This is a genomic window from Flavobacterium quisquiliarum, assembly GCF_019308285.1.
Lineage (GTDB): Bacteria > Bacteroidota > Bacteroidia > Flavobacteriales > Flavobacteriaceae > Flavobacterium > Flavobacterium quisquiliarum.
The window spans coordinates 28,917-53,280 of the sequence record NZ_WWEM01000022.1 but is presented as its reverse complement, the minus strand read 5'-3'; the positions used below and the strand labels follow the sequence as shown (position 1 = coordinate 53,280).

Sequence of the window (24,364 nt, the reverse complement as noted above, 5' to 3'; positions counted from 1 at the left end):
TTCTCGCTATTGTTAGTACACTTCAGAATTAAAATACCCTACCTTTTATTCTTAATTATTATAAATAAGGATAAAAATTAAAAATAAATAATCGGATAATTTGGTCTTTAAAATCTTCAAAGCCTTTGTCATATGGGCTTCTACGGCTTTTAAAGTCACTTCCATTTCTTCGGCTATTTCTGCATTTTTTTTATTCTCGAAACGTTTTTTTATGAAAACTTCACGGGTTTTTGGAGGCAGTTCACTAATAGATTCCTGAATAATGCGTTCTAATTCTGTTAATTCCAGAGTGTCAAATTGAAGAGAATTTAAAACTTCGATATCTAATTCTCTTTCTTTGTGGTTAAGGAGGTCATTCTTGAATTTGTCTTTCACTTTGTTGTGACGAATTAAATTCAAGCATTTAGATTTGGCGTAAGTAAACAAGAAAGCCTGAATTCCGTTAAGAGATTCCACATTTTCTTTGTTTTGCCATAAGTGTAGCAGGGCTTCCTGAGCAAGATTTTCAGCTTCATCAGGATCATAAATGAACTGAACGCTGAACGATTGGATTCTTCTGAAGTATTTATCGTAAAAAAAAGTATAAGCAGTTTCGTCGCCTTCTTTAAAGGAATGGAAAAGATCTAATTCGAAACTGTTATTTTGGTTCATTAAACGAAATTTACTTTGAAAAGCAATATTAAGTAAATTTTAAAAACTACTTGTACCTGCTAAGAAAGCGGCAAATATAAAAGTTTATTTATATTAATTCTAAATAAAATAAAATTAATGAATGTTTGAAGAAATTTTATTCAGAATAGGATTAGTTTAAGTGTTTTTTACCGCAAAGGACACAAGGTTTTTCCGATATGCTGGGCTTAAAAAAACGCAATCCGGATAGCTATCGGGACGCAAAGCTTTTTGTAGAAAACTTTGCGAACTTTTTATTTGAAGAATGTAACTTAAAACCTTAACGTTCTCTACTTTAAAAAAAAACTTATTTTTTAGCCACAAGTTAATATTAATTGTGAAGAAATTCATTGTGTTCCAATGGTTGAAACCATTGGCTATGTTTTGTAGTCTTTGCGAACTCTCATTACAAAGTTTAAATGCAAAGCTTAAAAAAAACTTTGTGAACTTTGCGTAAATCTTAGCGCCCTTTGCGGTAAAAAGAGATTAAAATCTGTGTTGAAAATTAATATTAAGAGGAAAAATTCTTTGTGTTCCAATGATTGAAACTTTACTTTACAGATTACTGTATAACAATTGTAAAGTATGAAAGTCAGAAGATCCATCGAAATATTTATGCAAGACTTCCTGAAAAATGGGTTCGCCATTTTGAACACTGGCAAATAATGTCATTGAAGATTTTAGCTTTTCGATATCATCATTTACAAATATTTCGTCGACTGTTTCCTCTTTTTTGATTAATTCGGAAGTGATTTCAACCAAATGTTTTCCTAAAATGGGATGTTCGAGAAAAGCAATAGCTTCATCGGCATTTTTAATTTCATAAAATTTGGAAGTATCGCTGGAACCCATTCCTTTTATTTGAGGAAATACAAACCACATCCAAGGAGATTCCTTTTTACCATTTTTAATTTCGTCAAGAGCAGTCAGATACAATTTGTTCTGCGCATCTAAAAAACGAAGCAGTTCATTATTGTTGTAGGCCATTACTTACTGATATTTTTGGGTGCTATCAGGTGATAAATCTACTGAAAATATATTTACTTGTATGTTATGTAATTCTTTTTTTTAACAGTGTTTTCAACCAAAAAGTTAAAAAAGAATTATTGGAAATTTGAAGAAAAATTTTAATAAAATAAAGTAGATTTTATAAGAGCAGTTTTTCAATAAATAATTATGTTTAACAGAAAAAATAGTACTAACAATTTATTTTATTGTTATAAAAGTGAGTTTTAATTCGTAATTCTGTTATGATTTTCCTATTTTTACTAGACAGGCAGTTTAATAACTGCTTTAATGAATTAAAATTTCAATTGATATTTACCACTTAAATATCAATTATTCTAATCGGGCAATTCGCTCACATAAAAAACAAATGCTTATGAAAATAGGATTAATCGGATTCGGAAAAACTGGAAAATCAGTAGCTTCAATATTATTAGAAAATAAAAATTTCTGTTTAGAATGGGTTTTAAGACAAAGTACCGTTTTAGAACACAGATCGGTTCCGGAATTTTTTGGAGTGCAGTCAGACGAACCCGGCTTAATCTATTCTAGTTCCAAAACTTCTATAGACGAATTACTGGAAAAACACCCAGTTGATGTTATTATCGATTTTTCTTCTAGTGAAGGGATTTATACTTATGGAGAAGTTGCGGCGAAGAAAAATGTAAAAATCATTTCGGCTATTTCGCATTATAAAGACAAGGAATTAGATTTTTTGAAAAAACTGTCTAAAAAAACAACTGTATTTTGGTCGCCTAATATTACTTTAGGGGTTAATTTTTTATTGTTTGCATCTAAATTTTTAAAGAAAATTGCGCCATGGGTTGATATTGAAGTGAATGAAGAACATTTTAAAACCAAACAAGGAACTTCTGGAACTGCTGTAAAAATTGCTGAAGCTTTGGATGTGGATAAAGAAAATATCAATTCGGTTAGAGCAGGAGGAATTGTTGGCAAGCATGAGGTTATTTTTGGATTTCCTTTTCAGACTGTACGTTTAATTCACGAATCTATTTCTAGAGAAGCTTTTGGAAACGGGGTTATTTTCGTTGCCGAAAATCTTAAAGAGAAAGAAAAAGGATTGTACAATTTTGAAGATATCTTGACGCCTTATTTTACTGTGTAGTTTTTTAGTTTGCCACGAAGGCGCTAAGGCACAAAGTTTTTTATTTCATTTTTGTCATTTCGACTGAAAGGAGAAATCACACTCGTATTTCCACAAAGAGAATCGCTAATCTTTGTAAAGTTTCTAGTGTGATTTCTCCTTTCAGTCGAAATGACAAATCACAAGTAATTATTTCCTAAAAGCCAAAGCTTTCATATATTCTAAATTCATTTTAGCAATTGAAAGTACCGAAATTCCCTGCGGACATTCAATTTCACAGGCTCTTGTATCGGAGCAGTTTCCAAAACCCTGAAGATCCATTTGTTTTACCATGTTAATAGCACGTTTGGGAGCTTCTACTTTTCCTTGTGGGAGTAGGGTTAAATGTGTTATTTTGGCTCCAACAAACAAAGCTGCGCTGGCATTTTTACACGAAGCAACGCATGCTCCGCAACCAATGCAGGCTGCTGCGTCAAAAGCTTCTTCCGCAGTTTCATAAGAAATAGGAATACTGTTGGCTTCAGGTGCTTGTCCCGTCGAAGCTCCGATAAAACCTCCTGAAGCAATAATAGTATCAAATGCTTTTCTATTTATTTTTAAATCGCGTAAAACGGGAAAAGCTTTGGCACGAAAGGGTTCGATATAAATGGTGTCGCCATCTTTGAAGCTTCTCATATGAAGCTGGCAGGTCGTTGTGTTTCTTAAAGGTCCGTGAGCCCTTCCGTTAATCATAACACCACATTGCCCGCAGATTCCTTCCCGGCAATCGTGATCGAATTCGATAACTCGTTCGCCTTGCTGAATTAAAATTTCGTTTAAAAGATCCAACATTTCAAGAAAAGACATATGTTCTGAAACTTCATCAATTTCATAATCTGTCATTTCTCCTTTTGATGAAGCATCAAACTGCCGCCAAATTTTTAGATAAAGTTTCATGGTATTTATGTTTGTTGTTTGTTGTTTGTTGTTGTCTTTAGTTGTCGGTTTTAGTTTTTTTTAGCGCTTATTTTTTTACTCTTAACCTATAACTTTTAACTCCTAAACTTATTTGTAGCTTCTTACCGCAAGTTCAACTGCTTCGAAAACTAAAGGTTCTTTATGGAGTTCTGGTTCTTTATTTTGTCCTTTCCATTCCCAAGCCGAAACGTAGCAGAATTCTTCATCATTTCGTACGGCTTCTCCATCTGGAGTTTGGTATTCTTCTCTGAAATGGGCACCGCAGGATTCTTCACGTTGTAAGGCATCATAGCACATTAATTCGGCTAATTCTATGTAATCGGCAATTCGGCCAGCTTTTTCCAGTTCACTGTTTAAAGTATTATCGCCTGTAATTCTAAGGTCTTTTTCAAATGAAGCTTTTAATTCTCTAATTTCAATTATGGCTTCTTCGAGATTTTTTCTGCTTCTGGAAAGACCGCATTTTTCGTAGAGAAGACGACCGATTTTTTTATGAAAATAATCTGCTGAAAGTGTTCCGTTGGTATGCAAAAAACGATCTAATTGTCTTCTGACAGCATTTTCAGCTTCTTCAAAAGCAGGATGATCTATGTCGAATTTTGTAGTGTTTAATTCGCCAGCCAAATAATTTGGAATCGTGTAAGGTGCAATAAAGTAGCCATCTACGCAAGCTTGAAGCAGTGAATTTGCTCCAAGACGATTGGCGCCGTGATCTGCAAAATTAGCTTCGCCTAAAGCAAATAAACCTGGAATTGTAGTCATCAATTCATAATCGACCCAAAGTCCGCCCATCGTAAAATGTGCCGAAGGTGAAATGAGCATTGGTTCTTTATAGGCGTTTATTCCTGTAATCTTTTCATACATGGTAAAAAGATTACTGTATTTAGCTTCAATTGTATCTTTTCCCTGCGCTTTGATAGCATCTGAAAAATCTAAATAAATAGCATTTTTCATTGGTCCAACGCCATGCCCGGCATCGATTCTTTCTTTGGCGGCACGGGAAGAAATATCTCTTGGCGCTAGATTTCCAAACGAAGGATAACGGCGTTCTAGATAATAATCTCGTTCTTCTTCTGGAATCGAATTGGCATTTCTGTCATCATTCGCTCTTTTAGGAACCCAGATGCGCCCGTCATTTCGAAGCGATTCTGACATTAAAGTCAATTTAGACTGATTTTCTCCATGCTGTGGCAGTGAAGTAGGATGAAATTGAATCCAGCTTACACCAGCCATAAAAGCTCCTTTTTTGTGCGCTCTCCAAACGGCAGAACTATTACAGCCCATTGCAAGAGTAGATAAATAATATACTTTTCCGTAACCGCCTGAAGCCAGTACAACGGCATCAGCCACATGGCGTTCCAGTTTTCCTGTTTCGAGATTTCGGGCTATTATTCCTTTGGCTTTGCCATCGATAACAACTAATTCAAGCATTTCGTGGCGTGTGCACAATGCTACTTTTCCTAAAGCGGCTTGTCGTTCTAGAGCTTGATAAGCACCCAATAAAAGCTGTTGTCCAGTTTGTCCTCTAGCATAAAAAGTTCGCGAAACCTGAACTCCACCAAATGATCGATTATTTAAATAACCTGCATATTCTCTTGCAAAAGGAACTCCTTGGGCTACAGCATGGTCAATTAAAGCAGCGGAACATTCGGCTAAACGATATACATTGGCTTCACGCGATCTAAAATCGCCGCCTTTAATAGTATCATAAAACATTCTGAAAGTGCTGTCGCCGTCATTTTTGTAGTTTTTTGCAGCATTTACACCACCTTGCGCAGCGACAGAATGTGCCCGTCTAGGAGAGTCCTGAAAACAAAAAGACTTAATATTATAGCCTTGTTCTGCTAAGGATGCCGCGCATGAAGCGCCTGCAAGCCCTGTACCAACGACTATAATAGTAAGCTTTTTTCGATTTGCCGGATTTACCAGTTTGGCTTTAGCTTTATAAGTATTCCATTTTTCTGAAAGTGGTCCTTCGGGTATTTTTGATTCCATCATTTTTTTGTGGTTTAAAATGAATTGATGCAAAATTGTAAACGCAACGATACTTTAGGGACTCTAATGTACTATAAAAATCTTATAAAATGAAATTATTGTTTGCTGATTATCATTAGGTTATTTAATTATGTCATGTTTAGGTAAAAATTATTTGTTTGATATGTCAAATAAATAATTATATTTGATATGTCAATTAATTATATCAGAATGAAGAAGAAAACACCAACAGGTACAGTACTTTATACTATTGAACAGACCATAAAGGAGTACAGGAAAATTTGCCAGAAAAACATTCAAAAGATTGTTAGCGATATTACGGTTGATCAATGTTTGGTATTAATTATTTTGAATGATAATTCAAATATTTCTCAGATCGAGATGGCAAGACTCATTTTTAAGGACAATGCTTCTGTTACTAGAATTATTGAATTAATGGTTAAAAAAGATTATCTGCTAAGAGAAGAAAACGAATTGGATAAAAGGAAATCGAAGCTTGTAATTACCGAAAAAGGTTTGCATACAATAGATTTGTTGACTCCTGTCTTTAATTTAAATCGAAAAACGGCACTCGATGGTTTGTCTGCAGAAGAAATTGAACAACTTGATCGAATTCTTCATAAAATAATTTTAAATTGTAAAACTTCATAAAAATGAAAAAACATATTGCATTGTTATTGTTTGTATTTTCGATTGGTTTATATTCAGAAAATACAACAGCTCAAAAGAAAGAAATCAATTTATCAGATTTAGATAAAAAGCTGGTTATAGATTCATTATCTAAAAAACTTGAAGAATTTTACATAAGGTCAAAAACGATTGGAGAAATCAGTAAAAAACTGAATGAAAATTTAAAAAAAGGAAGTTATAAAAATATTTTGCTTGCGAATGAATTTGCTTCAAAGCTTAGTGCAGATTTAATAGAAGCGAGTAAGGATTTGCATTTTAGGGTTATGTATGAGCCTGCTTGGGCAGAAAGCCAGCAAAAAGTCAAAGAAAAAGAGACACAGGAAAAGATTAAAGCGGCAGAATTAATAGAAGCTAAAAAGAAGAATTTTGGCTTTATGCAAGCTAGAATTTTGGAAGGAAATATTGGTTATTTAGAGTTTAATTATTTTGAAGATCCAGCAATTGGAAGTGAAACTGCTGCTTCAGTAATGCAATTCCTTAATAATACAGATGCATTATTAATTGACTTGCGTAAAAATAACGGAGGAGCTATGGAAATGGGACAATTTATCAGCAGTTATTTTTTCTCAAACAAAGAATTACCGCTCTATAAATACTATTATTTTGAAGAAAACAGAAAAAAAGTAGAAAGAGAAATGTGGTTATTGCCATCTGTTCCTGGGAAACGATTAGATGCAATTCCGATTTATATTTTAACAAGTGGTGCTACTTTCTCTGCTGCTGAATGGATGAGTTATTCTCTTCAAAATTTAAAACGCGTTACTATTGTTGGGGAAAAAACGGCTGGAGGTGCTCATCCTATAACTAGAACGGTATTGGCTAACGGCTTTTCTGTAAATATTCCGTTTGGAGAGGTCAAAGACCCAATTACCAATATGGACTTTGAAGGAAGAGGAGTAATGCCAGATATATTATGTAAAAGTGAAGAAGCGATAAACACCGCTCATTTATTAGCATTGAAAAATTTATCAGAACAAAATAAAGATGCTGCAAATGATCTTAATTGGTTTGTTCCTGTGGTCAAAAACAGACAGAAAGCTCTTGTTGTTAATGCTGAACTTTTGAAATCTTATGAAGGTAAATTTGGAAAATCTGAATTGGTTTTCGAAAACTACAATTTGTATTTTAGGTGGAACAACATAATCACACTTTTGTTAACACCATTAGAATCTGATTTATTTATAGTGGATGGTACTGACGATTATCGCATAAAGATTGTATTCGAAAATAACTCAGTAAGCGCAATTAAAAGAATCTACCGTGATGGACAGGAAAGAATCTATAAGAAAGATTAAGTATCAGAATTTTTAAAAATAAAAAAACTCCAAATGTTATAAACTTGGAGTTTTTTTATTTTCCGATAATTTCCTTACGGTGTAAAGTGCCCCACTCATTTAATGCCCCAATTACTTTATATAAGGTATGACTGTGTTCTGTTCTGGCATATTCAACAGTGGGCGGGAACGTATCATAAACAGTTCTGATGACCAATTTGTTTATCTCTAGATCTTTAAGCTCTTTAGAAAGCATTTTATCTGTAATTCCGTTGATGTCTTTAGAAATTTCCTTAAATCGTTTCGGTCTGTTTGATAAAGCTATCAAAATTGGGAGTTTCCATCTGCCGCTTAAAACCTCCAAGGCATCTCTCACAGGTAGTAATGCAGCAAGACATTCTTCTGGCTGACAGTTCATTTCTTTTGTTAATTCGCTCTTTGTTTTCATATAAATGATGTTACTATCCTCAAGGATAGCGCTATCCTTAAGGATAGTACTATAAAAGAGATAGCAAATGTAGATAAGTTTGTATCGTAAAACAAACAATAATAAGTTATGAGCCAAAAAATTCTACAAATAATTACCAGTACAAATGGAGAAAACTCGTTTAGCAATCAATTATCAAAAGCAGTTATTGAAAAATTAGCTGTAATTCATCCAGATACTGAGGTAAAAATACTTGATTTGACTAAAACACCATTGCCATATTTAACTAATTCACATATCAGTGCCGTTTATACTCCAGCAGAAGCACATACGCCAGAGCAAGCAGAAGTCTTAAAACATTCAGATGATGCGATACAAACTTTATTAGAATCTGATATAATTGTAATTGGCGTGCCATTGTATAATTTTGGAATTCCAGCAGTTTTAAAAGGATGGATTGATCAGGTAGCACGAGCAGGAAAGACTTTTAGTTATGCAGATGGAAGTCCAAAAGGTTTAGTTACCAATAAAAAGGTCTATCTTTCCATTGCTTCGGGGGCTATATTTTCTGAAGGTCCTTATAAAAGTTACGATTTTTCGGAATCTTATTTAAGGGCTGTTTTAGGATTTTTAGGAATGACAGATGTTACGACTTTCCGTGTAGAAGGAACAGCAATTCCAGATTTCGCAGCAAATGCATTGCCAAAAGCTTTGTCTTCTATTGAAGAATTTGCTTTTTAAAAATTGAATTTAGGTCAACTTTAAACAAAAATAATCTGCCAGATCTGCTGAATCAGCGGGAGTAATTTTTTAGCTCGCAGATTCAGCAGATTTTTTATAAAAGAAAATAAAACAACTTAAGATTATTTCTCAATTATCATAGTTACTCCCTGACCGCCGGCAGCACAAATAGAAACTAATCCTCTTCCTGAACCTTTTTCATTTAGTAGTTTTGCCATTACACCAATAATTCGGCCACCAGTTGCAGCAAAAGGGTGTGCGGCAGCCAAACTGCTTCCTTTCACATTTAGTTTTTCTCTATCAATGGCGCCTAACGTTTTCTTTAGGCCGATAGATTCGCTGAGTTCTGAACTTTCCCATATTTTTAAAGTCGCTAAAACCTGCGCAGCAAAAGCTTCATGAATTTCATAATAATCAAAATCCTGAAGATTTAGTCCTGCCTTTTCCAGCATTCTGGAAACAGCAAACAAAGGAGCTAATAACAAATTCTGCTGATTTTTAACGTATTCAATAGCTGCAATTTCTGCAAATGTAATATACGCCAGAATTGGAAGTCCGTTTTCTTTTGCCCATTCTTCGCTAGCTAAAAGAACACAAGAAGCACCATCTGTAAGAGGAGTAGAGTTTCCTGCTGTCAAAGTACCATTAACTTTATCGAAAGCAGGTTTTAGTTTAGCTAATTTTTCAATCGTTGAATCTTTTCTTAAATTATTGTCTTTTTCTAATCCGTTGAAAGGAGTAATCATATCATCAAAAAAGCCTTCATCATATGCTTTTGCCATATTCAAATGACTTTTTAATGCGAATTCATCTTGATCTTCTCTTGAAATTTTATAGTGTTTTGCAGTAATTTCAGTATGACCACCCATTGAAAGCCCTGTCTGAGATTCTTCGTTTTTAGGAACCAACGGACTTAAATCTTTTGGACGAAGTTTTAAAAAGGTTTTAATTTTTCCACCCAGCGATTTGGCTTGTCTGGCTTCCAACAAAATTTTTCTAAGTTTTTCACTTACGGCAATCGGCATATCACTGATGGAGTCAACGCCGCCAGCAATTCCAGATTCAATTTGTCCTAAAGCAATTTTATTGGCAATATAAACGGCACTTTCAATTCCTGTATCGCATGCTTGCTGCAAATCGCACGCAGGAGTTGCAGGATCAAGGCTTGTTTTCATTACACATTCTCGGATTAAGTTGTTGTCGTAGGTGTGTTTTATTACAGCACCACCGGCAACTTCTCCTAATAATTTACCTTTTAGATTGTATTTGTCAATAAGTCCGTTAAGAGCGGCTGTCATCATTTCTTGGTTTCCAACATTTGCGTAAGCGGTATTGGCACGTGCAAACGGAATTCTATTGTAACCTACAATAGCTACTTTTCTTATTGTATTAGGATTCATATCAGTAAGGTATTGGTTAAATCTGTCTTTGGATTTTTGCAACATAAAGATAGAAAGAGAATTCATTATACCACTTAATGTAGATTAATATTATGAAGAAATAACTTTAAAAAATAGCTGGTAAAAGATATTTTAGTGTCAAATGCATATAAATTGTTATATTTATTTAGAATGATTAAAAATAATTTGGATAAGTTAAGATTTGAATATACTTTTGGGGCTTTAATTTTAATCAAACCAAAATGAAAATAGTTTTTAATAAAAAAGTGTATTTTTTTGCATTGCTTTTGACTTCATTAAATATGATGGCACAGGAGTTTGGAAAAGTAACAGGAAAAGTTACTTTGATTGGTAACAAGCCCGCAGAAAATATTGCTGTTGCTTTAAAGGGAACAAAATATTCAGATGTTACAACAGTTTCAGGTCAGTATGAAATTACAAGAGTAAAACCAGGAACTTATACCATTGTGATAAGTGGTGTTGGTATTCAAGCATTGGAAGATAAAATCGTGGTTATTTCTCAAAAAACAACAAGTAAAAACTTTTCACTTTCTGAAACTCAGGAAGATCTTGATGAGGTAGTTATTACAAAAAACAAATATAAACAGGACAAACCTTCGTTATCATTGCGTCTTCAGACTCCTGTTCTTGAAATTCCTCAAAATATACAAATCGTAAGTTCTCAAACCTTAAAAGACCAGCAGATTACAAGTATGAGTGACGGTGTAATTCGTAATGTAAGTGGTGCAGTGCGTTTGGAACATTGGGGAGATTTGTACACTAATATCACTATGCGTGGTTCTCAAATTCAAGCTTTTAGAAATGGCTTTAACGTAGTTTCTTCTTTCTGGGGGCCATTAACTGAAGATATGAGTTTTGTAGATCATATCGAATTTGTAAAAGGACCGGCTGGTTTCATGCTTTCCAGCGGAGATCCAAGCGGACTTTATAATGTGGTAACTAAAAAACCAACGGGAATAACAAAAGGTGAGGTAAGTGCTATTGTAGGAAGCTATGATTTCTACAGAGTAAGTTTAGACCTTGACGGAAAATTAGATAAAAAGGGAAAACTATTATACCGTTTTAACGGAGCTGCACAAAAGAAAGGTTCATTTCGTCCATATGAACATAATGACCGCTATGTAATTGCACCAGTAATTTCATATCAATTTGATGACAAAACAAAATTGACATTTGAGTACAATTTTCAGTATGCAAATATGACAGAGGTTGGTTCTTATTATGTATTTGGACCAAAAGCAGGCGGTTACGCTACTATGCCACGTAATTTTACTATGACAGCACCAGGTTTGCCTGATACCAATATTCAAGATCATAGTGGTTATTTGCAATTTGAACATAAATTTGATGACAACTGGAAATTAACAGCACAGACTTCTTATTTTAAATATATTCAGCAAGGTTACAGTTCATGGCCATCCGCTGTAGGTCCTGCAACTACTGCAAATGGAGATATTGCAAACGGAGAAATTATTAGAAATGTGGGCATCTGGGATGCAGATAGTAATATGTTTCTAGGGCAGATTTTCGTAAATGGTAAATTTAGCACTGGAGCGGTAAGTCATAAAGTTTTAGGAGGAATAGATTTAGGAGATAAAGATTATGCTGCAGATTGGGGACAATCTCATGATCTTGATACCGCTGCTAATCCTTTTAATATTTATAACCCAAATTACGGAACTCCATCAAACGGTTTCCCACAATTTGATCATGATACGCCACTTAGCCAAAGAGCTGGAGGACTTTATGGTACAAAATATGCTGCGGGTTACATTCAGGATGAACTTGGTTTTTTTAGTAACAGATTAAGATTAACCCTTGCAGCGAGGTATACATGGATTAGCCAGACTAGTAGCTATGAGACAGAACCAAACGAGGATAGTCATATAACACCTCGTGCAGGTTTAAGTTATTCTATTACTAACGATTTAGCGGTTTATGGATTATATGATCAAGCTTTTACACCTCAATCAGGGGTTGTAAGAGATGGAGAATTAAAACCATTAACAGGTAACAACGTCGAATTTGGTATCAAAAAAGATTGGTTTGATGGTTCATGGAATACTACCTTATCCGTTTATAATATTATAAAGAAAAATGAATTAACTTCAGATCCGTTAAGTACTCCGCAGAATCCAACTAAAATTGTTTTAGGTGAAAAAAGAGCTCAAGGTTTTGAATTTGATTTAAGAGGAAAAATATTTGATGGTCTTAATCTGATCGCAAATTATGCTTTTACAGAATCTACTGTGACGAAATCTAATGTAAGTGGAATTAATGTAGGCGATGTTGTTCCTGGATATTCAAAACATACAGCAAATGCGTGGCTGAATTACACTGTTCAATCTGGTAAAATAAAAGGATTAGGTGCTTCAATTGGGGGAACTTTCCTTGACGGACGTGAGACAGATACTTGGGGCGAAGGTCTTCAAAGATTACCTTCTTACTTTAAGTTAGATGGAGGTGTATCTTACGAAATCGGAAAAGTAAAAGTTACGGCAAACGTATTTAATATTTTAGATAAATATCTATACAGCGGTTCTTACTACGAGTGGTTGCAAGCTTACTACTGGCAGGCAGAAGCAGGAAGAAACTTTAGAGTTGGTGTGACTTATAAATTTTAAAGGTGCTAAGGTTCTGAGAAGCTAAGATTCTAAGGTTTCAAGGTTCAGAGGAACAAAAGAACAAACAATTGATATCTATAGATTTATGAATTGCCTCCAGTTTTAACTGGAGGTAATCGATAAATAGAGAGAGAAAGGCTTTAGCCAAACTTTATTAGTTTGGCTAAAGCCTTTTCTGTTTTCTTCTCTTTTTTTATCCATCTAAAGCTGGACGCTATTCAATTGTTGAAATAATAAATAGCTGCTTAATCTGCCAGAATCATTTTAATCCCGATAGCTATCGGGAGCGTGAAAATTTAATTACAAATATTATTAAAATAGAAATAAATAAAAAATCCTTTTAATCTATGTATCCCGATAGCTATCGGGAGTGGCAAAAGATTATCCCTTTCTAATCAATGGAATTAATTTTGTTCCAATTAATTCTATTGCGCTCATTAATTGTTTGTGCGTCAATCCAGCATTATCCATTTGGAAAGTAAAACGGTCAACGCCTCCAAGTGCTTCACTATGACGAAGGATTTTCTCAGCAGCTCTTTCCGGACTTCCAACAATTAAGACTCCTAAATCATCAATTAATCCGTCAAATTTGCCTTTCGTTACGGGAGGCCAGCCTCTTTCATATCCTAGTTTTGTCCATAATTCGGCATAACCTGGATAGTATTCTTCGATTGCACTTTCTGTTGTGGTTCCAACATAGCCAGGCGAATGCAATCCAACTTTTAATTCGTTAGCTTTAAAACCCGCTGCTTTTCCAGCTTCTCTATATAAATCAATTAAAGGTTTAAAACGATGTGTTTGTCCGCCAATAACGGCAACCATTAACGGAAGACCAAGTGAACCCGCTCTAATAAAAGATTCAGGAGTGCCTCCAACGCCAAGCCAGATTGGTAGTTTTTTCTGTAAAGCTCTTGGATAAACTGGTAAGTCATTTAAAGCGGGACGAAATTTTCCTTCCCAAGTCACAAACTCATTATCTCTAATTTGTAAAAGCAGTTCCAGTTTTTCTTTAAAAAGAGTGTCATAATCTCTCAAATCATATCCAAAAAGCGGATAAGCTTCAATAGCAGAACCACGACCAACAACAATTTCGGTTCTTCCTTTTGAAATTAAATCTAAAGTGGCAAAGCTTTGATAAACACGAACAGGATCCGCCGCGCTTAAAACCGTTACAGCACTTGCTAAACGAATATTTTTTGTTCTTGCCGCCGCCGCACTTAAAATAACGGCTGTAGCAGAATCTAGAAATTCTTTCTTGTGATGCTCTCCAATTCCGAAAACATCAAGACCAGCCTGATCTGCAAATTCGATTCTCTGCAATAACTGCTCCATGGCATCAACACTACTCAACGTGTTGTTATCGCCATACATTGCCGAAGCAAAACTGTCTATTCCTATTTCCATAAATGCTATAAAATTTCAATTTCAATATCAATACCAATATCAATGTAAAATCTACAATTTTCTAATGAGAAAAACCGAATGAAATACTGATAATAATAATGACAATTACAATTAAAGTAATGCCTACATATAAATAATCTTTCTCCAATAAAAATGAAAAAAGCGATAGTAAAACACGTAATACAGGAGTTAAAAACAATAAAATAATTCCTGTGAAGATTAAAGATGCGCCGTCTCCCTGAATTGCTCCATGGTAAACTGAAGCGATTACTTCAAATATATTTCGGTCATTTTCTTTAAAAACAGAATAATCTTCAATCTGGCTTCCGTGGTTCATTAAATAAACAATTCCACCAATAAAAGCGACTGATAACGAAATCCAAACACCATAACGTAGTAAGTTTCCGATGATGGTTTGAAAGTCTTTTTCTCCAAATTTTTCTTCTTGTACCATATTAGATTTTTCCATTTAGTCCGTTATAAATCATATTTACTGCCAAAACAAAAATCAGGCAGGCAAAAAATACTCTTAATTTTTTCGGATTTGTTTTCACTAATATTTTAGCGCCAGCCATTGCTCCAAACAAAACGCCAATTACAACCGGCATACAAATTCCAGGTTCGATATATCCTTTCTGAATATAAATTACGGAACTTGCCATTGCGGTAACACCCATCATAAAATTACTGGTTGTAGTAGAAACTTTAAACGGAACTCGCATAATATTATCCATTGCAATTACTTTAAAAGCACCCGAACCAATTCCGAGTAAACCAGACATCATTCCGGCAACGCCCATCATACTGAAACCGCCAATCACATTTTTGGTTCCGTACTTGATAACTTCACCGTCGTGAGCAGGATAAGTACCATCTAATTTTAATTTTTTAGCCAATGGACTAGATTCTAAAACAATATGTTCTTCTTTTTTACGAAGTGAATTAATTGCTGAGAAAATCAACGTTAGTCCAAATAAAACTGCAATAAATGAAGTAGGGGCAACGGTAGAAAGTAAAGCACCACAAACCGCACCAATCGTAGTGGCGATTTCGAGAAAAATTCCCATTCTCATATTAGTAATTCCTTCTTTTACATAAGCGGCAGCAGAGCCTGAAGAAGTTGCAATTACCGAAACCAAAGCGGCTCCAATGGCATAATGAATATCGACTCCGAGAAGAATTGTGAGCAGCGGAATGATTATAATTCCCCCGCCCAAGCCTGATAATGAACCGATAAAGCCTGCTAAAAAGGCACCGAGTATCATAATCAGTGTAAAGGTAAGTATTGTCATTTAAAATATGTTTTTGTATTTGCTAATTTACGAATACATATTTGTTCAAGACCTTAAATATACCTTAAAAATATTTTTGCTTTTATAGGGATTTTTTTAACCGCAAAGTGCGCAAAGATTTTTACTCAAGATTGCGAATACAAACGCAAAGTTCGCAAAGCTTTGTCAATATACAGCTTTGCGAACTTTGCGTTTTTTTATAACCTCGCATAAAAAAATCTTTGCGCCCTTTGCGGTTAAATTTTTGTTTGGAAATGCCTGACTAAACCTTCAATCTCAGCTTAGTAGGCGGATAACCAAATATCCTTTTAAAAGCAATACTAAAATTAGAAACATTCTGATACCCCGAAAGAAGACTGATTTCCTGAATGGAAAGTGTAGTGTCTGTTAAAAAATGTCTCGCTTTATTCATTCTGATTTCCTGCAGATAACCAAAAACAGTGTCGCCAAAAACAGTCTTAAAACCTTCTTTCAGCTTAGTTTGGTTTACGCCGACTTTTCTAGCCAGTTCTACAATAGTAAACGGATTGTCAATGTTTTCACGAATTAACTGCGCGGCAAATTTTATTTTTTCAACGTCGTCTCCAGCTAAGTTTCTGGATTGTTTTTCGATGTCTAAATTATGATGACTTAAAGCAATAAGTTCATAGATTTTAGATTCCATATAGATTTTTCGGGTCAAACCGCGGTAAAAACAGTTTTTGATGTCTTCTATAACGCTGAATATTTTAGCACTTATTTTGATTTCGTTTTTAGCTAAAGCGTTGCTATTATTTTTTTGAATATTATTAAGGAAACTGTCCATTATTTTAGATTCCCCTTCGTATTTAGTCAATACATTTAAAGGAAGATGGATGTCAAAAGTATTATATACAATATCTTTTTTGAAGTCAATTTTGGCATGATTGTCTTCGGCAGAAAGAAAAGTGATGTTTCCAGACATTGGCGAAGCATAACCTTTTGCAGAGCCAGGATTTATGTATCCGATTTTTTGATTCGTAAGATTAAAATGCATTTCTAATAATGAAGAATCTCCATGCCCAGAAATCGCAACATCATCATGTAGTTGATAGTTTCCCTGAAGAATTGATAACTCTTCTGTAATAGTATGTTCGTGGAATAAAATATCGCCTTTAGGTGTGACAAATTTGATGTCTTTTTCGTGCTGAAGTACTGTTTCAGGCAGTTGTAGTTCTGGTTTTTTATCTATTTCTAGAAAATCCACAAAATCATCTGAGTCAATTTTAAATGCCATCCTTTATACTTCTAAATTCATAATTAAAACTTCCACTTTCATAAATGCATCGATTGGTAATCAAATACTTTTGCACTGCAAATATAATTTATAATAAGTTTAAATAAAAACAGCTTTGACATTTAAATTACACCTTATGTTTATGTTTCTGGTTGGCTTGTTCGGTGCAAATGCCTGTCCAGTATATATTCATATTGAAGATAATCTTGGAAATCCTGCTTCAGGTTTAACCGTTTTGGTTAACAATAAATCAATGGGAATCAGCAATAGTTCAGGAATTCTGGAGTTTTCGCTTAACGATGGAAATTACACTATTGAAATTGTGAAAAACGATATTATAAAATCTAGAAAAACCGTTTCTGTTGTTTGTGGTCAGGACAATCATTTTAAATTTCAATTAGATTCTCCTAATAGTGATTCGGCCAATTTAAAAGAAGTTACTATACAGAATAAAAGTGTAAAAAAACAGATCGAAGAATCTCCTTTTTCGGTTCAGGTTATTGATTTTAAAAAACAATATGATAAAGCGGGCGATGTTGGCGATTTTTTAAACCGAGCTTCGGGAGTAAAAATCAGAACTAACGGAAATATAGGCTCTCAAGTACAGGTCAATCTGGGCGGACTTCAGGGAAAAGCGGTTCGTATTTTTAAAGACGGAATTCCAATTGAGTTGTTTGGACACGGTTTCAGCCTTGGAACTATTCCCGTAAACATGCTGGATCGTGTTGAAATTTACAAAGGCGTTATGCCAGTTTATCTGGCTTCAGATGCATTGGGAGGCGGTGTAAATCTTGTTACCAGAACTTCCACTAAAGATTTTGCTGAAGTATCGTATGAAATTGCTTCTTTCAATACACATCGTGCGACAGCCAATTTATATCTTCAAAATAAAAACAATTTCTACGGAGGTTTTAATGGTTCTTTTAATTATTCTGATAATAATTATAAAGTAAATGTCCCAATTCAAAATGCTACCAATGAAGAGTACAGAAATGTAAAACGTTTTCACGATATGACCAGATCCAATTATGGAGAAGCATTTGTGGGATTAAAAGAAAAAACATGGGCAGATGATCTTCGTCTGACTTTAATTTATTCTGATTTTTATAAGCAGATTCAAAATGATGCCGGTATGGTAAGTGTTTATGGACAGGCATTTTCTAAGGAGCAGAATTACACGGGAATGATCAATTACCGCAAGAAATTCTTTGATGATAAGCTTAAAGTAAATTTCCTGACGAATTACAGTCATTTTAATACCAAATTTATTGATACTACTACAGTTCGTTACAATTGGTTAGGAGAAGTTATTGCTGAGAACATGCAACAGGGAGAGATTAGAACAGGAAACAATCAGCGAATGAAATACAATTTTGTTTCTTCGAGATTGAACTTGGAATATGAACTTTCTGATCGTAATTTTTTAGAATTCAGTCAATTGTATTATGCGCAACGCAGAAAAGGAAGCGATCCTCTTGGAGCAGTTTCTGTGATTGACGGAGTTGATGTTTTGACCGTTCCGGCAACTTATCGAAAAGATAATATGGCATTCGCCTGGCGTTCATTATGGCTTGATAAGAAATTAGAAAGCATTGTAGCAACCAAATATTATCATTATTATACAGATGGATACACAACTGATAATTACGGTTTTGCATGGAAATCTTCAAAAGATGACAGTCAGTTTGGCTATTTAGGAGGACTAAAATGGGAAGAGAACAATTATTTATTGAAGTTTTCTTATGAATATGCAACGCGCCTTCCAGATGAATATGAAATTTTTGGAGATGCGAGATTAGTAAAAGAAAATCTAGATCTTAATCCTGAAAAAAGCCATAATCTGAATTTAAATGGTCAGTATTCTATTATAAAAGAAAACAGCAGCTTAACCTTTTCTGCCAATTTATTCTATAGAAAAGTTCAGGATATTATTTTTCTAGAATTGGATATTCCGTTCAACCGATACATTAATTATGAGAATTCAGAAATAAAAGGTTTTGAATTTGAAACCAATTATGCTCCAGCAAAATGGCTGAATACAGGATTTAATGTAACCTATCAAGACATTCGAAGAGTTGGAATTAAAGAAGCTGCTTTTAAATACTTAAATGATTCTAGAGTGCCGAATATTCCGTTTTTGTTTGGAAACTTTTGGGCGAATACTTTCTTCGGAAACTTATTCGAAAAAGGAGACAGCTTAAATTTTACTTGGAATGCTAATTATACACATAGATTTTTCTTAGTTGAAATTCCAAAAAATCAGGAACCGCCTTTATTTGGTTCCGTAAAAGATTTCCAAACCTCATTAATTATTCCGAGAGACGGCAGAATCGGACAGTTTTCTAATGATGTGGGAGTTTATTATCATTTTGCAGATAAAAAAACAACGGTTTCAGGCGAGTGCCGAAACATTGGAGATGTCCGATTGTACGACAATTTTAACGTGCAGCGACCTGGAAGATCATTCCATCTTAAACTAGTTTATAATTTTTTTTAAATAAAACCAATAAATCAGATCAACTATGAAAAGAAGCAACTCACTTCGTTCAGTACTGGCAGGGATAGCTGCTTGTATGCTTTTATTTTCTTGCAGCAGCAATGATGATAATAATACTCCGGACAACGGAAACTCAGACGATACTTTGCCAAAAAATGAAACTTGGATTATATACAACGGTGCTGCTAACTGGAGCGGTGGTGTTTATGCCTTAAAAGACAATAAATCAAGAGAAATCAACCTTTCTGGATTACCGTTTTTACAGGTAACTTCTTCTTTAGGTGGAAGAGTATTTGGAAAAAGTCTTTTTAAAGTAAATGACGTTTCTAATGCAAAACAAGGAATCAATAAAATGGGACTTGATGCAACTGGAAAAGTGGTAGATCAAGGATTTTTAGCATCTCTTTCTAATGCTTACGAAACAAACTATTTAGTAGCAAGTGCAACAGAAGGTTACTATTGGGATAAAGTAAGAGGTGGATTAAAATTACAGAAATTCAATCCAACTACTATGGAAAGAACTGGGGAAATTGATTTTTCTTCACTTTCAGAAGGACAGCCTTTAGAATCTATCGGGCAATTAATCATTGCAAAAAGAGAAAATAAATTATATCTAGATTTATTATTAGGAGATAAAGCAGCAGGAAACTGGCAGGTAACTCCTGTAGTAAAAGAAGTAGCTATTGCAGTTTATGACTTGACTACAAACAAAATCGAAAACGTAACTAAAATGGGTACTACAACTAATTTAGGTGTATTTATTGACCACGTTTTATGGAGTTTAGACGAAGTTACAGGAGATTTATATTTTGCTTCTGTTGGTGATATGAAAACACAGCCAAGTGATTATTCGTCAAAAATCCTTAGAATCAAAAAAGGAGAAGTTAATTTTGACACTACATTTGCACTTGACATGAAGTCTTACCAATTCCCAGCTGAATTCAACAGACTTTTTGCTTATAACAATAAAATCTATACTACAATTCCATCAAGAGCAGTTTCTTACTATGGAGGTGGACAGCACGGAGTTAGATACAGAGACGATGTTTGGTTCTGGAATGAAATTGATGTAACGACTAAAAAAGCAACTCGTTTGAACATTCCACCAGATAATTTCTACACAACTCAAAATCCATTCTACCACAACGGAGATATCTATTTCTTATCCAACAGTACTTCAGATGGTTTTTCAGGAGTTAATCAATACAATCCTGTTACAAAAGAAATTAAAGAAACTTTCCGTTTAAAAGAAAGCGGAAGAATTCAAGGATTTGATATTATCAAAGACTAATTTTTAGTAGTTAGTAGTTAAGGGTTATTTGTTAAGGGTTAAGGGTTAAGAGTTAGAAGTTGATCATCAACGTTTAACTCTTAACCCTTAACTTTTATATCCTATTATCAACAGCAAAAGCCGTTTTACCAATATTAGCAAGCAAAAGTGCGGCTGCAACGCTTGTCCAGACCGAATAATCAAAAGGCGCTTTTACAGAAACTGAAACCGCCATTGCAAATCCGAAAAAGAACAATAAAAAAGCAGTTCCTAAAGCTGCGATTCTAGTTTTAAATCCAAACAATAATAGCAGACTGAGTATAACTTCTAAGAAAGTTGCCATTGCACCCAGAATCTCGGCAATTGATTTGTCTGCATAAGGATTTAGGGTTTGAGTATACATTACGAAGTTTTCCCAATTTCCCCAAGCGACTCCATTTGAGCCCGGCGCTCCCCAAATTCCAAATCGATCAGCTACTGCTGAAAGCATTGTGATTGCTAAAACTATTCTTAAGATTAAACCTGCTTCCAGTATGGTTATGTTTTTCATTTTAATGGATAATTTTATTTCAGTATCATTAACGAATTCTTTTAAAATAAATAAAAGAAAATCGTTCGGTTATTTGTAATAACGACATAATGATCGCCAAATTGTTTAAAATAGCCGATAAAATGCATAAAAAGCAATTGAAAACTTTAAAGAGGGTAATTTATAATTCAGGACTTATTTGAAGATGTTCGAGTTTTTTTTCCACCAAAGTTTTTTCGCCCACGTTCTTAAATCCGAGTTTTAAATAAAGATTTTTTGCGAGCGGATTATCTTCTTCAACTAATAGACCTAAAGTCTGTTTGTTTTGATGTACATATTCGTTAATCAAAAACTGAAGTAGTTTAGAGCCAATTCCTTTTCCCTGATGATTTGGGTTTACCCCCAAAGAATCGATATAAAATTCACCGGCACGTGTTTCAAACTCCGGATCAAATTCCGGGTTATAATGTGCTCTGACGTATTCTATAATTGGATTACGTAAAGTTTCTATATCAGAACCATTGTAAATATTGACTGCGCCAATGATTTCTCCATTTTCCTCAGCCACAAAACAATTTTGATAAGAATACTGATTGCTTTCTCTTTCTATAAAATATTCCAGAAAGTCTTTCGCGGAAGCGTAATCTTTCTTAGTTAAAAATTTATAGACAATATCTTCCATTGCTAATAATAATATAGGTGCAATATATTTAGAATCGGATTTGTTGGCTTTTCTGATATTCATTTTAAGAAATTTAGATGTAACAAATTTAAAGTTTTATTTAAACACATAGAAACATAGTTATTGTTTGTGGATAAAGGCGTTTTACTTGCATAAATAAACATAGCTTTCACGTATGCGATACTTACTTCTCAATCTTGTCATCCTGACGAAGGAAGGATCTTCGTAAGTAGCTCCGTATAGTGAATCGCCAATCTTTGTAGAGTTTCTTGCGGAGATCCTTCCTTCGTCAGTATGACAAAACTGTGCGGGAGACTATGTGAAAAAAATATATTCTCCCGCAGATTCTGCAGATTTAGCAGATTAATTCTGGAAACATCTGCATAATCCGCTAAATCTGCGAGAAAAAGAATTCTATATAAATAGTCAATATATTTTCACGTAGATTTATAAGGATTTGAGCAGATTAAAAAAAAATCTATGTTTATCTGCTTAAATCTGCAGAATCTGCGTGAAAGAAAAAATCTTAGTCTCTTTGAAAAAAATATATTTCTCCCGCAGATTCGGCAGATATTGCAGATTTGAATTGGGGATATCTGCTTAATCCGCTAAATCTGCGGGAGAAAAAAACTTTAGCCCTTTGAAAAAAATATACAAATTTTGCCCCAACTTATACCAACATTAACATTCAAACAGCGACTATCTTTGTTACTATATTTTAAACCAAAAATTTAAAACAATGAAAGCAATAGGATTTAAAACCTCATTATCTATAGAAGAAAAAGACAGTTTTATTGAATTTGAAACTACGAAACCAATACCCGGAGCACACGATTTATTGGTAAAAATCGATGCCATTTCAGTAAATCCAGTCGATTTTAAAATTCGCCAGAGCTCGGCAAAAGATACCGTTTTGGAAACTCCGAAAATTATCGGCTGGGATGCTGTCGGAATTGTACAGGCAGTTGGCGAAAAAGTAACTTTATTTGAAGTAGGAGATCTAGTTTATTATGCCGGAGATATTACCAAGCAAGGAAGTAATGCCGAATTTCAGATTATTGATGAAAGAATTGTCGGTAGAAAGCCAAAAACGTTAAGTGCTGAAGAATCAGCTGTAATTCCGTTAACCGCTTTAACGGCCTGGGAAATTCTGTTTGACCGAATCAGAGTTAATGCTGACAAAGACAAAGGAAAATCAATTCTAATCATTGGAGGCGCGGGTGGAGTAGGTTCGATTGCGATTCAGTTGGCGAAGAAAATTGCAGGATTAACTGTTATTGCAACCGCATCACGTCCTGAAACTATTGATTGGTGCAAACAACAGGGAGCCGATTTCGTAGTTAATCATAAAGATTTAGTGAAATCAGTAAGAGAAGCAGGTTTTGAAAACGTTGATTTTATCTTGGATTTTGTAGACACCAATGCCTATTGGGATACAATGGTCGAATTAATTAAACCTCAGGGACATATCGCTTCGATTACAGGAAGTGCTGAACCTTTAGTTTTGAATAAATTGAAAAGTAAAAGTGTTTCTTTTTCCTGGGAATTGATGTACACCCGCTCTATGTATCAAACAGAAGACATGGTAGAACAGCATAATATTCTCAATATTGTTGCTGATTTGTTGGACGATGGCATATTGAAAACAACTCTAAAAGAAACCTATCACGGACTTACAGCAGAAAATTTAAAGAAAGCACATCAGCTTTTAGAATCTGGAAAGACGATTGGTAAAATTGCTATTAAATTCTAAAAGGTTTTCTACTTATTGAAAAATATCTTTGGATATAATTTTAAACACATAGAAACATAGATTTAACCTTTAAACTACTACTCTCAATCTTGTCATTCCTCGCTCCTCGGAATGACAAACTGGGTGAACTATGTGTTAGAAACTAGTTTCTTTCTCTATTCTTTTCGAAATATAAAAATCTATGTTTCTATGTGTTTAAATATATTTTACATTTAATCAATTATTTAGAATAATTTTAAATAGTATTATTTGAATCACAACAATTTTTGTATTTTAGCCGAATTACAAGCCTAATTTGTATTTCATTTTTTAAAACCCAAAACTAAATTGTTATGATTTCAAAAAACACAGACCTTGGATTATTACTAATAAGAATCAGCGTTGGAGGTTTAATGCTTTTCCACGGAATTTCAAAAGTGCTTCACGGAATTTCTTTCCTTGTTGACAATATGGGCGCATTTGGATATGCTGTTTATATTGGTGAAGTTTTAGCACCAATTGCTATTTTATTAGGTTTCCGTACCAGAATAGCAGCGGTTCTTCTTGCCGTTACCTGTATTGTAGCGATTGCTGTGGCACACGCTCAGGATATTTTCTCGATCAGCGAACACGGAGGATATGCTTTAGAATTGTTAATGCTTTACTTTTTTGGTGCTATTGCTCTGTTTTTTACCGGAGGAGGAAAATATGCAGTCTCTAAAAATAATAAGTGGGACTAATTTAAAAGTCATTTTATAAAATAACAAAAGCTCTAAATTTCGATTTAGGGCTTTT

The 24,364-nt window shown here is 34.2% G+C and carries 21 protein-coding genes; 9 read left to right on the top strand and 12 right to left on the bottom strand.

From position 1 onward, the window contains the following. Window positions 1-51: 51 nt before the first annotated feature. Together GSY47_RS10275 and GSY47_RS10270 are read right to left on the bottom strand one after the other, a co-directional pair. Window positions 52-651, bottom strand: coding sequence for an RNA polymerase sigma-70 factor (locus GSY47_RS10275; RefSeq protein ID WP_179003470.1), 600 nt, complete (start codon window positions 649-651; stop codon window positions 52-54). 573 nt (window positions 652-1,224) lie between these two features. Next, window positions 1,225-1,656: a DUF1810 domain-containing protein gene (locus GSY47_RS10270; protein ID WP_179003471.1), complete on the bottom strand. Its 432-nt coding sequence runs from the start codon at window positions 1,654-1,656 to the stop codon at window positions 1,225-1,227. A 394-nt stretch (window positions 1,657-2,050) separates the two neighbouring features. On the opposite strand from GSY47_RS10270, the gene GSY47_RS10265 reads away from it, so the two are divergent. Then, a complete protein-coding gene (locus GSY47_RS10265) occupies window positions 2,051-2,800 on the top strand; it encodes a 4-hydroxy-tetrahydrodipicolinate reductase (protein WP_179003472.1) in 750 nt (249 codons plus the stop codon). A gap of 168 nt (window positions 2,801-2,968) precedes the next feature. Here GSY47_RS10265 and GSY47_RS10260 read toward each other — a convergent pair whose 3' ends face one another. Then, complete coding sequence (locus tag GSY47_RS10260) at window positions 2,969-3,715, bottom strand: succinate dehydrogenase/fumarate reductase iron-sulfur subunit (RefSeq protein WP_179003473.1); 747 nt, start codon at window positions 3,713-3,715, stop codon at window positions 2,969-2,971. Window positions 3,716-3,823: 108 nt separating this feature from the next. Beyond that, window positions 3,824-5,734, bottom strand: coding sequence for a fumarate reductase/succinate dehydrogenase flavoprotein subunit (locus GSY47_RS10255; RefSeq protein WP_179003474.1), 1,911 nt, complete (start codon window positions 5,732-5,734; stop codon window positions 3,824-3,826). Between the two features lie 207 nt (window positions 5,735-5,941). Between GSY47_RS10255 and GSY47_RS10250 the strand changes: the two genes are divergently transcribed. Together GSY47_RS10250 and GSY47_RS10245 are read left to right on the top strand one after the other, a co-directional pair. After that, a complete protein-coding gene (locus GSY47_RS10250) occupies window positions 5,942-6,382 on the top strand; it encodes a MarR family winged helix-turn-helix transcriptional regulator (RefSeq protein WP_179003475.1) in 441 nt (146 codons plus the stop codon). A 2-nt stretch (window positions 6,383-6,384) separates the two neighbouring features. Then, window positions 6,385-7,716 carry a S41 family peptidase gene (locus tag GSY47_RS10245; RefSeq protein WP_179003476.1) on the top strand — a complete coding sequence of 444 codons (1,332 nt, stop codon included), beginning with the start codon at window positions 6,385-6,387 and terminating at the stop codon, window positions 7,714-7,716. A 55-nt stretch (window positions 7,717-7,771) separates the two neighbouring features. Here GSY47_RS10245 and GSY47_RS10240 read toward each other — a convergent pair whose 3' ends face one another. Continuing rightward, window positions 7,772-8,143: a winged helix-turn-helix transcriptional regulator gene (locus tag GSY47_RS10240; RefSeq protein ID WP_179003477.1), complete on the bottom strand. Its 372-nt coding sequence runs from the start codon at window positions 8,141-8,143 to the stop codon at window positions 7,772-7,774. 108 nt (window positions 8,144-8,251) lie between these two features. Here GSY47_RS10240 and GSY47_RS10235 point away from each other — a divergent pair, with 108 nt between their 5' ends. Continuing rightward, window positions 8,252-8,863 (top strand): FMN-dependent NADH-azoreductase, encoded by a 612-nt coding sequence (locus GSY47_RS10235; RefSeq protein ID WP_179003478.1) that lies wholly within the window; start codon window positions 8,252-8,254, stop codon window positions 8,861-8,863. 122 nt (window positions 8,864-8,985) lie between these two features. Here the strand turns inward: GSY47_RS10235 and GSY47_RS10230 are convergent, their stop codons facing one another. Continuing rightward, window positions 8,986-10,263: an acetyl-CoA C-acetyltransferase gene (locus GSY47_RS10230; RefSeq protein ID WP_179003479.1), complete on the bottom strand. Its 1,278-nt coding sequence runs from the start codon at window positions 10,261-10,263 to the stop codon at window positions 8,986-8,988. 242 nt (window positions 10,264-10,505) lie between these two features. Between GSY47_RS10230 and GSY47_RS10225 the strand changes: the two genes are divergently transcribed. Then, on the top strand, window positions 10,506-12,908 hold the full coding sequence (locus tag GSY47_RS10225) for a TonB-dependent receptor (protein ID WP_179003480.1): 2,403 nt from the start codon (window positions 10,506-10,508) through the stop codon (window positions 12,906-12,908). A gap of 381 nt (window positions 12,909-13,289) precedes the next feature. Here the strand turns inward: GSY47_RS10225 and GSY47_RS10220 are convergent, their stop codons facing one another. The 4 genes from GSY47_RS10220 to GSY47_RS10205 all read right to left on the bottom strand — a co-directional run bounded on the left by GSY47_RS10220 (window position 13,290) and on the right by GSY47_RS10205 (window position 16,859). Then, window positions 13,290-14,312, bottom strand: a complete 1,023-nt coding sequence (locus tag GSY47_RS10220) for an LLM class flavin-dependent oxidoreductase (protein ID WP_179003481.1) — start codon at window positions 14,310-14,312, stop codon at window positions 13,290-13,292. Window positions 14,313-14,373: 61 nt separating this feature from the next. Further along, window positions 14,374-14,781, bottom strand: coding sequence for a DUF1634 domain-containing protein (locus tag GSY47_RS10215; protein ID WP_179003482.1), 408 nt, complete (start codon window positions 14,779-14,781; stop codon window positions 14,374-14,376). Continuing rightward, window positions 14,768-15,604: a sulfite exporter TauE/SafE family protein gene (locus tag GSY47_RS10210; RefSeq protein ID WP_179003483.1), complete on the bottom strand. Its 837-nt coding sequence runs from the start codon at window positions 15,602-15,604 to the stop codon at window positions 14,768-14,770. Before GSY47_RS10210 ends, GSY47_RS10215 begins: the two co-directional genes overlap by 14 nt. Window positions 15,605-15,866: 262 nt before the next feature. Continuing rightward, window positions 15,867-16,859: a helix-turn-helix domain-containing protein gene (locus GSY47_RS10205; RefSeq protein WP_179003484.1), complete on the bottom strand. Its 993-nt coding sequence runs from the start codon at window positions 16,857-16,859 to the stop codon at window positions 15,867-15,869. A 136-nt stretch (window positions 16,860-16,995) separates the two neighbouring features. Here GSY47_RS10205 and GSY47_RS10200 point away from each other — a divergent pair, with 136 nt between their 5' ends. Together GSY47_RS10200 and GSY47_RS10195 are read left to right on the top strand one after the other, a co-directional pair. Continuing rightward, window positions 16,996-19,356: a TonB-dependent receptor plug domain-containing protein gene (locus tag GSY47_RS10200; RefSeq protein ID WP_179003485.1), complete on the top strand. Its 2,361-nt coding sequence runs from the start codon at window positions 16,996-16,998 to the stop codon at window positions 19,354-19,356. A gap of 25 nt (window positions 19,357-19,381) precedes the next feature. Then, window positions 19,382-20,647 carry a hypothetical protein gene (locus GSY47_RS10195; RefSeq protein ID WP_179003486.1) on the top strand — a complete coding sequence of 422 codons (1,266 nt, stop codon included), beginning with the start codon at window positions 19,382-19,384 and terminating at the stop codon, window positions 20,645-20,647. 94 nt (window positions 20,648-20,741) lie between these two features. Here GSY47_RS10195 and GSY47_RS10190 read toward each other — a convergent pair whose 3' ends face one another. Continuing rightward, window positions 20,742-21,176: a DoxX family membrane protein gene (locus tag GSY47_RS10190; protein WP_179003487.1), complete on the bottom strand. Its 435-nt coding sequence runs from the start codon at window positions 21,174-21,176 to the stop codon at window positions 20,742-20,744. Between the two features lie 160 nt (window positions 21,177-21,336). Then, window positions 21,337-21,900, bottom strand: a complete 564-nt coding sequence (locus GSY47_RS10185; protein WP_179003488.1) for a GNAT family N-acetyltransferase — start codon at window positions 21,898-21,900, stop codon at window positions 21,337-21,339. Window positions 21,901-22,576: 676 nt separating this feature from the next. On the opposite strand from GSY47_RS10185, the gene GSY47_RS10180 reads away from it, so the two are divergent. Continuing rightward, the gene (locus tag GSY47_RS10180) at window positions 22,577-23,590 is read left to right on the top strand and encodes a zinc-binding alcohol dehydrogenase family protein (RefSeq protein ID WP_179003489.1); all 1,014 of its coding nucleotides are present in this window, start codon (window positions 22,577-22,579) and stop codon (window positions 23,588-23,590) included. A gap of 332 nt (window positions 23,591-23,922) precedes the next feature. Next, on the top strand, window positions 23,923-24,309 hold the full coding sequence (locus tag GSY47_RS10175; RefSeq protein ID WP_179003490.1) for a DoxX family protein: 387 nt from the start codon (window positions 23,923-23,925) through the stop codon (window positions 24,307-24,309). Window positions 24,310-24,364: the final 55 nt, after the last annotated feature.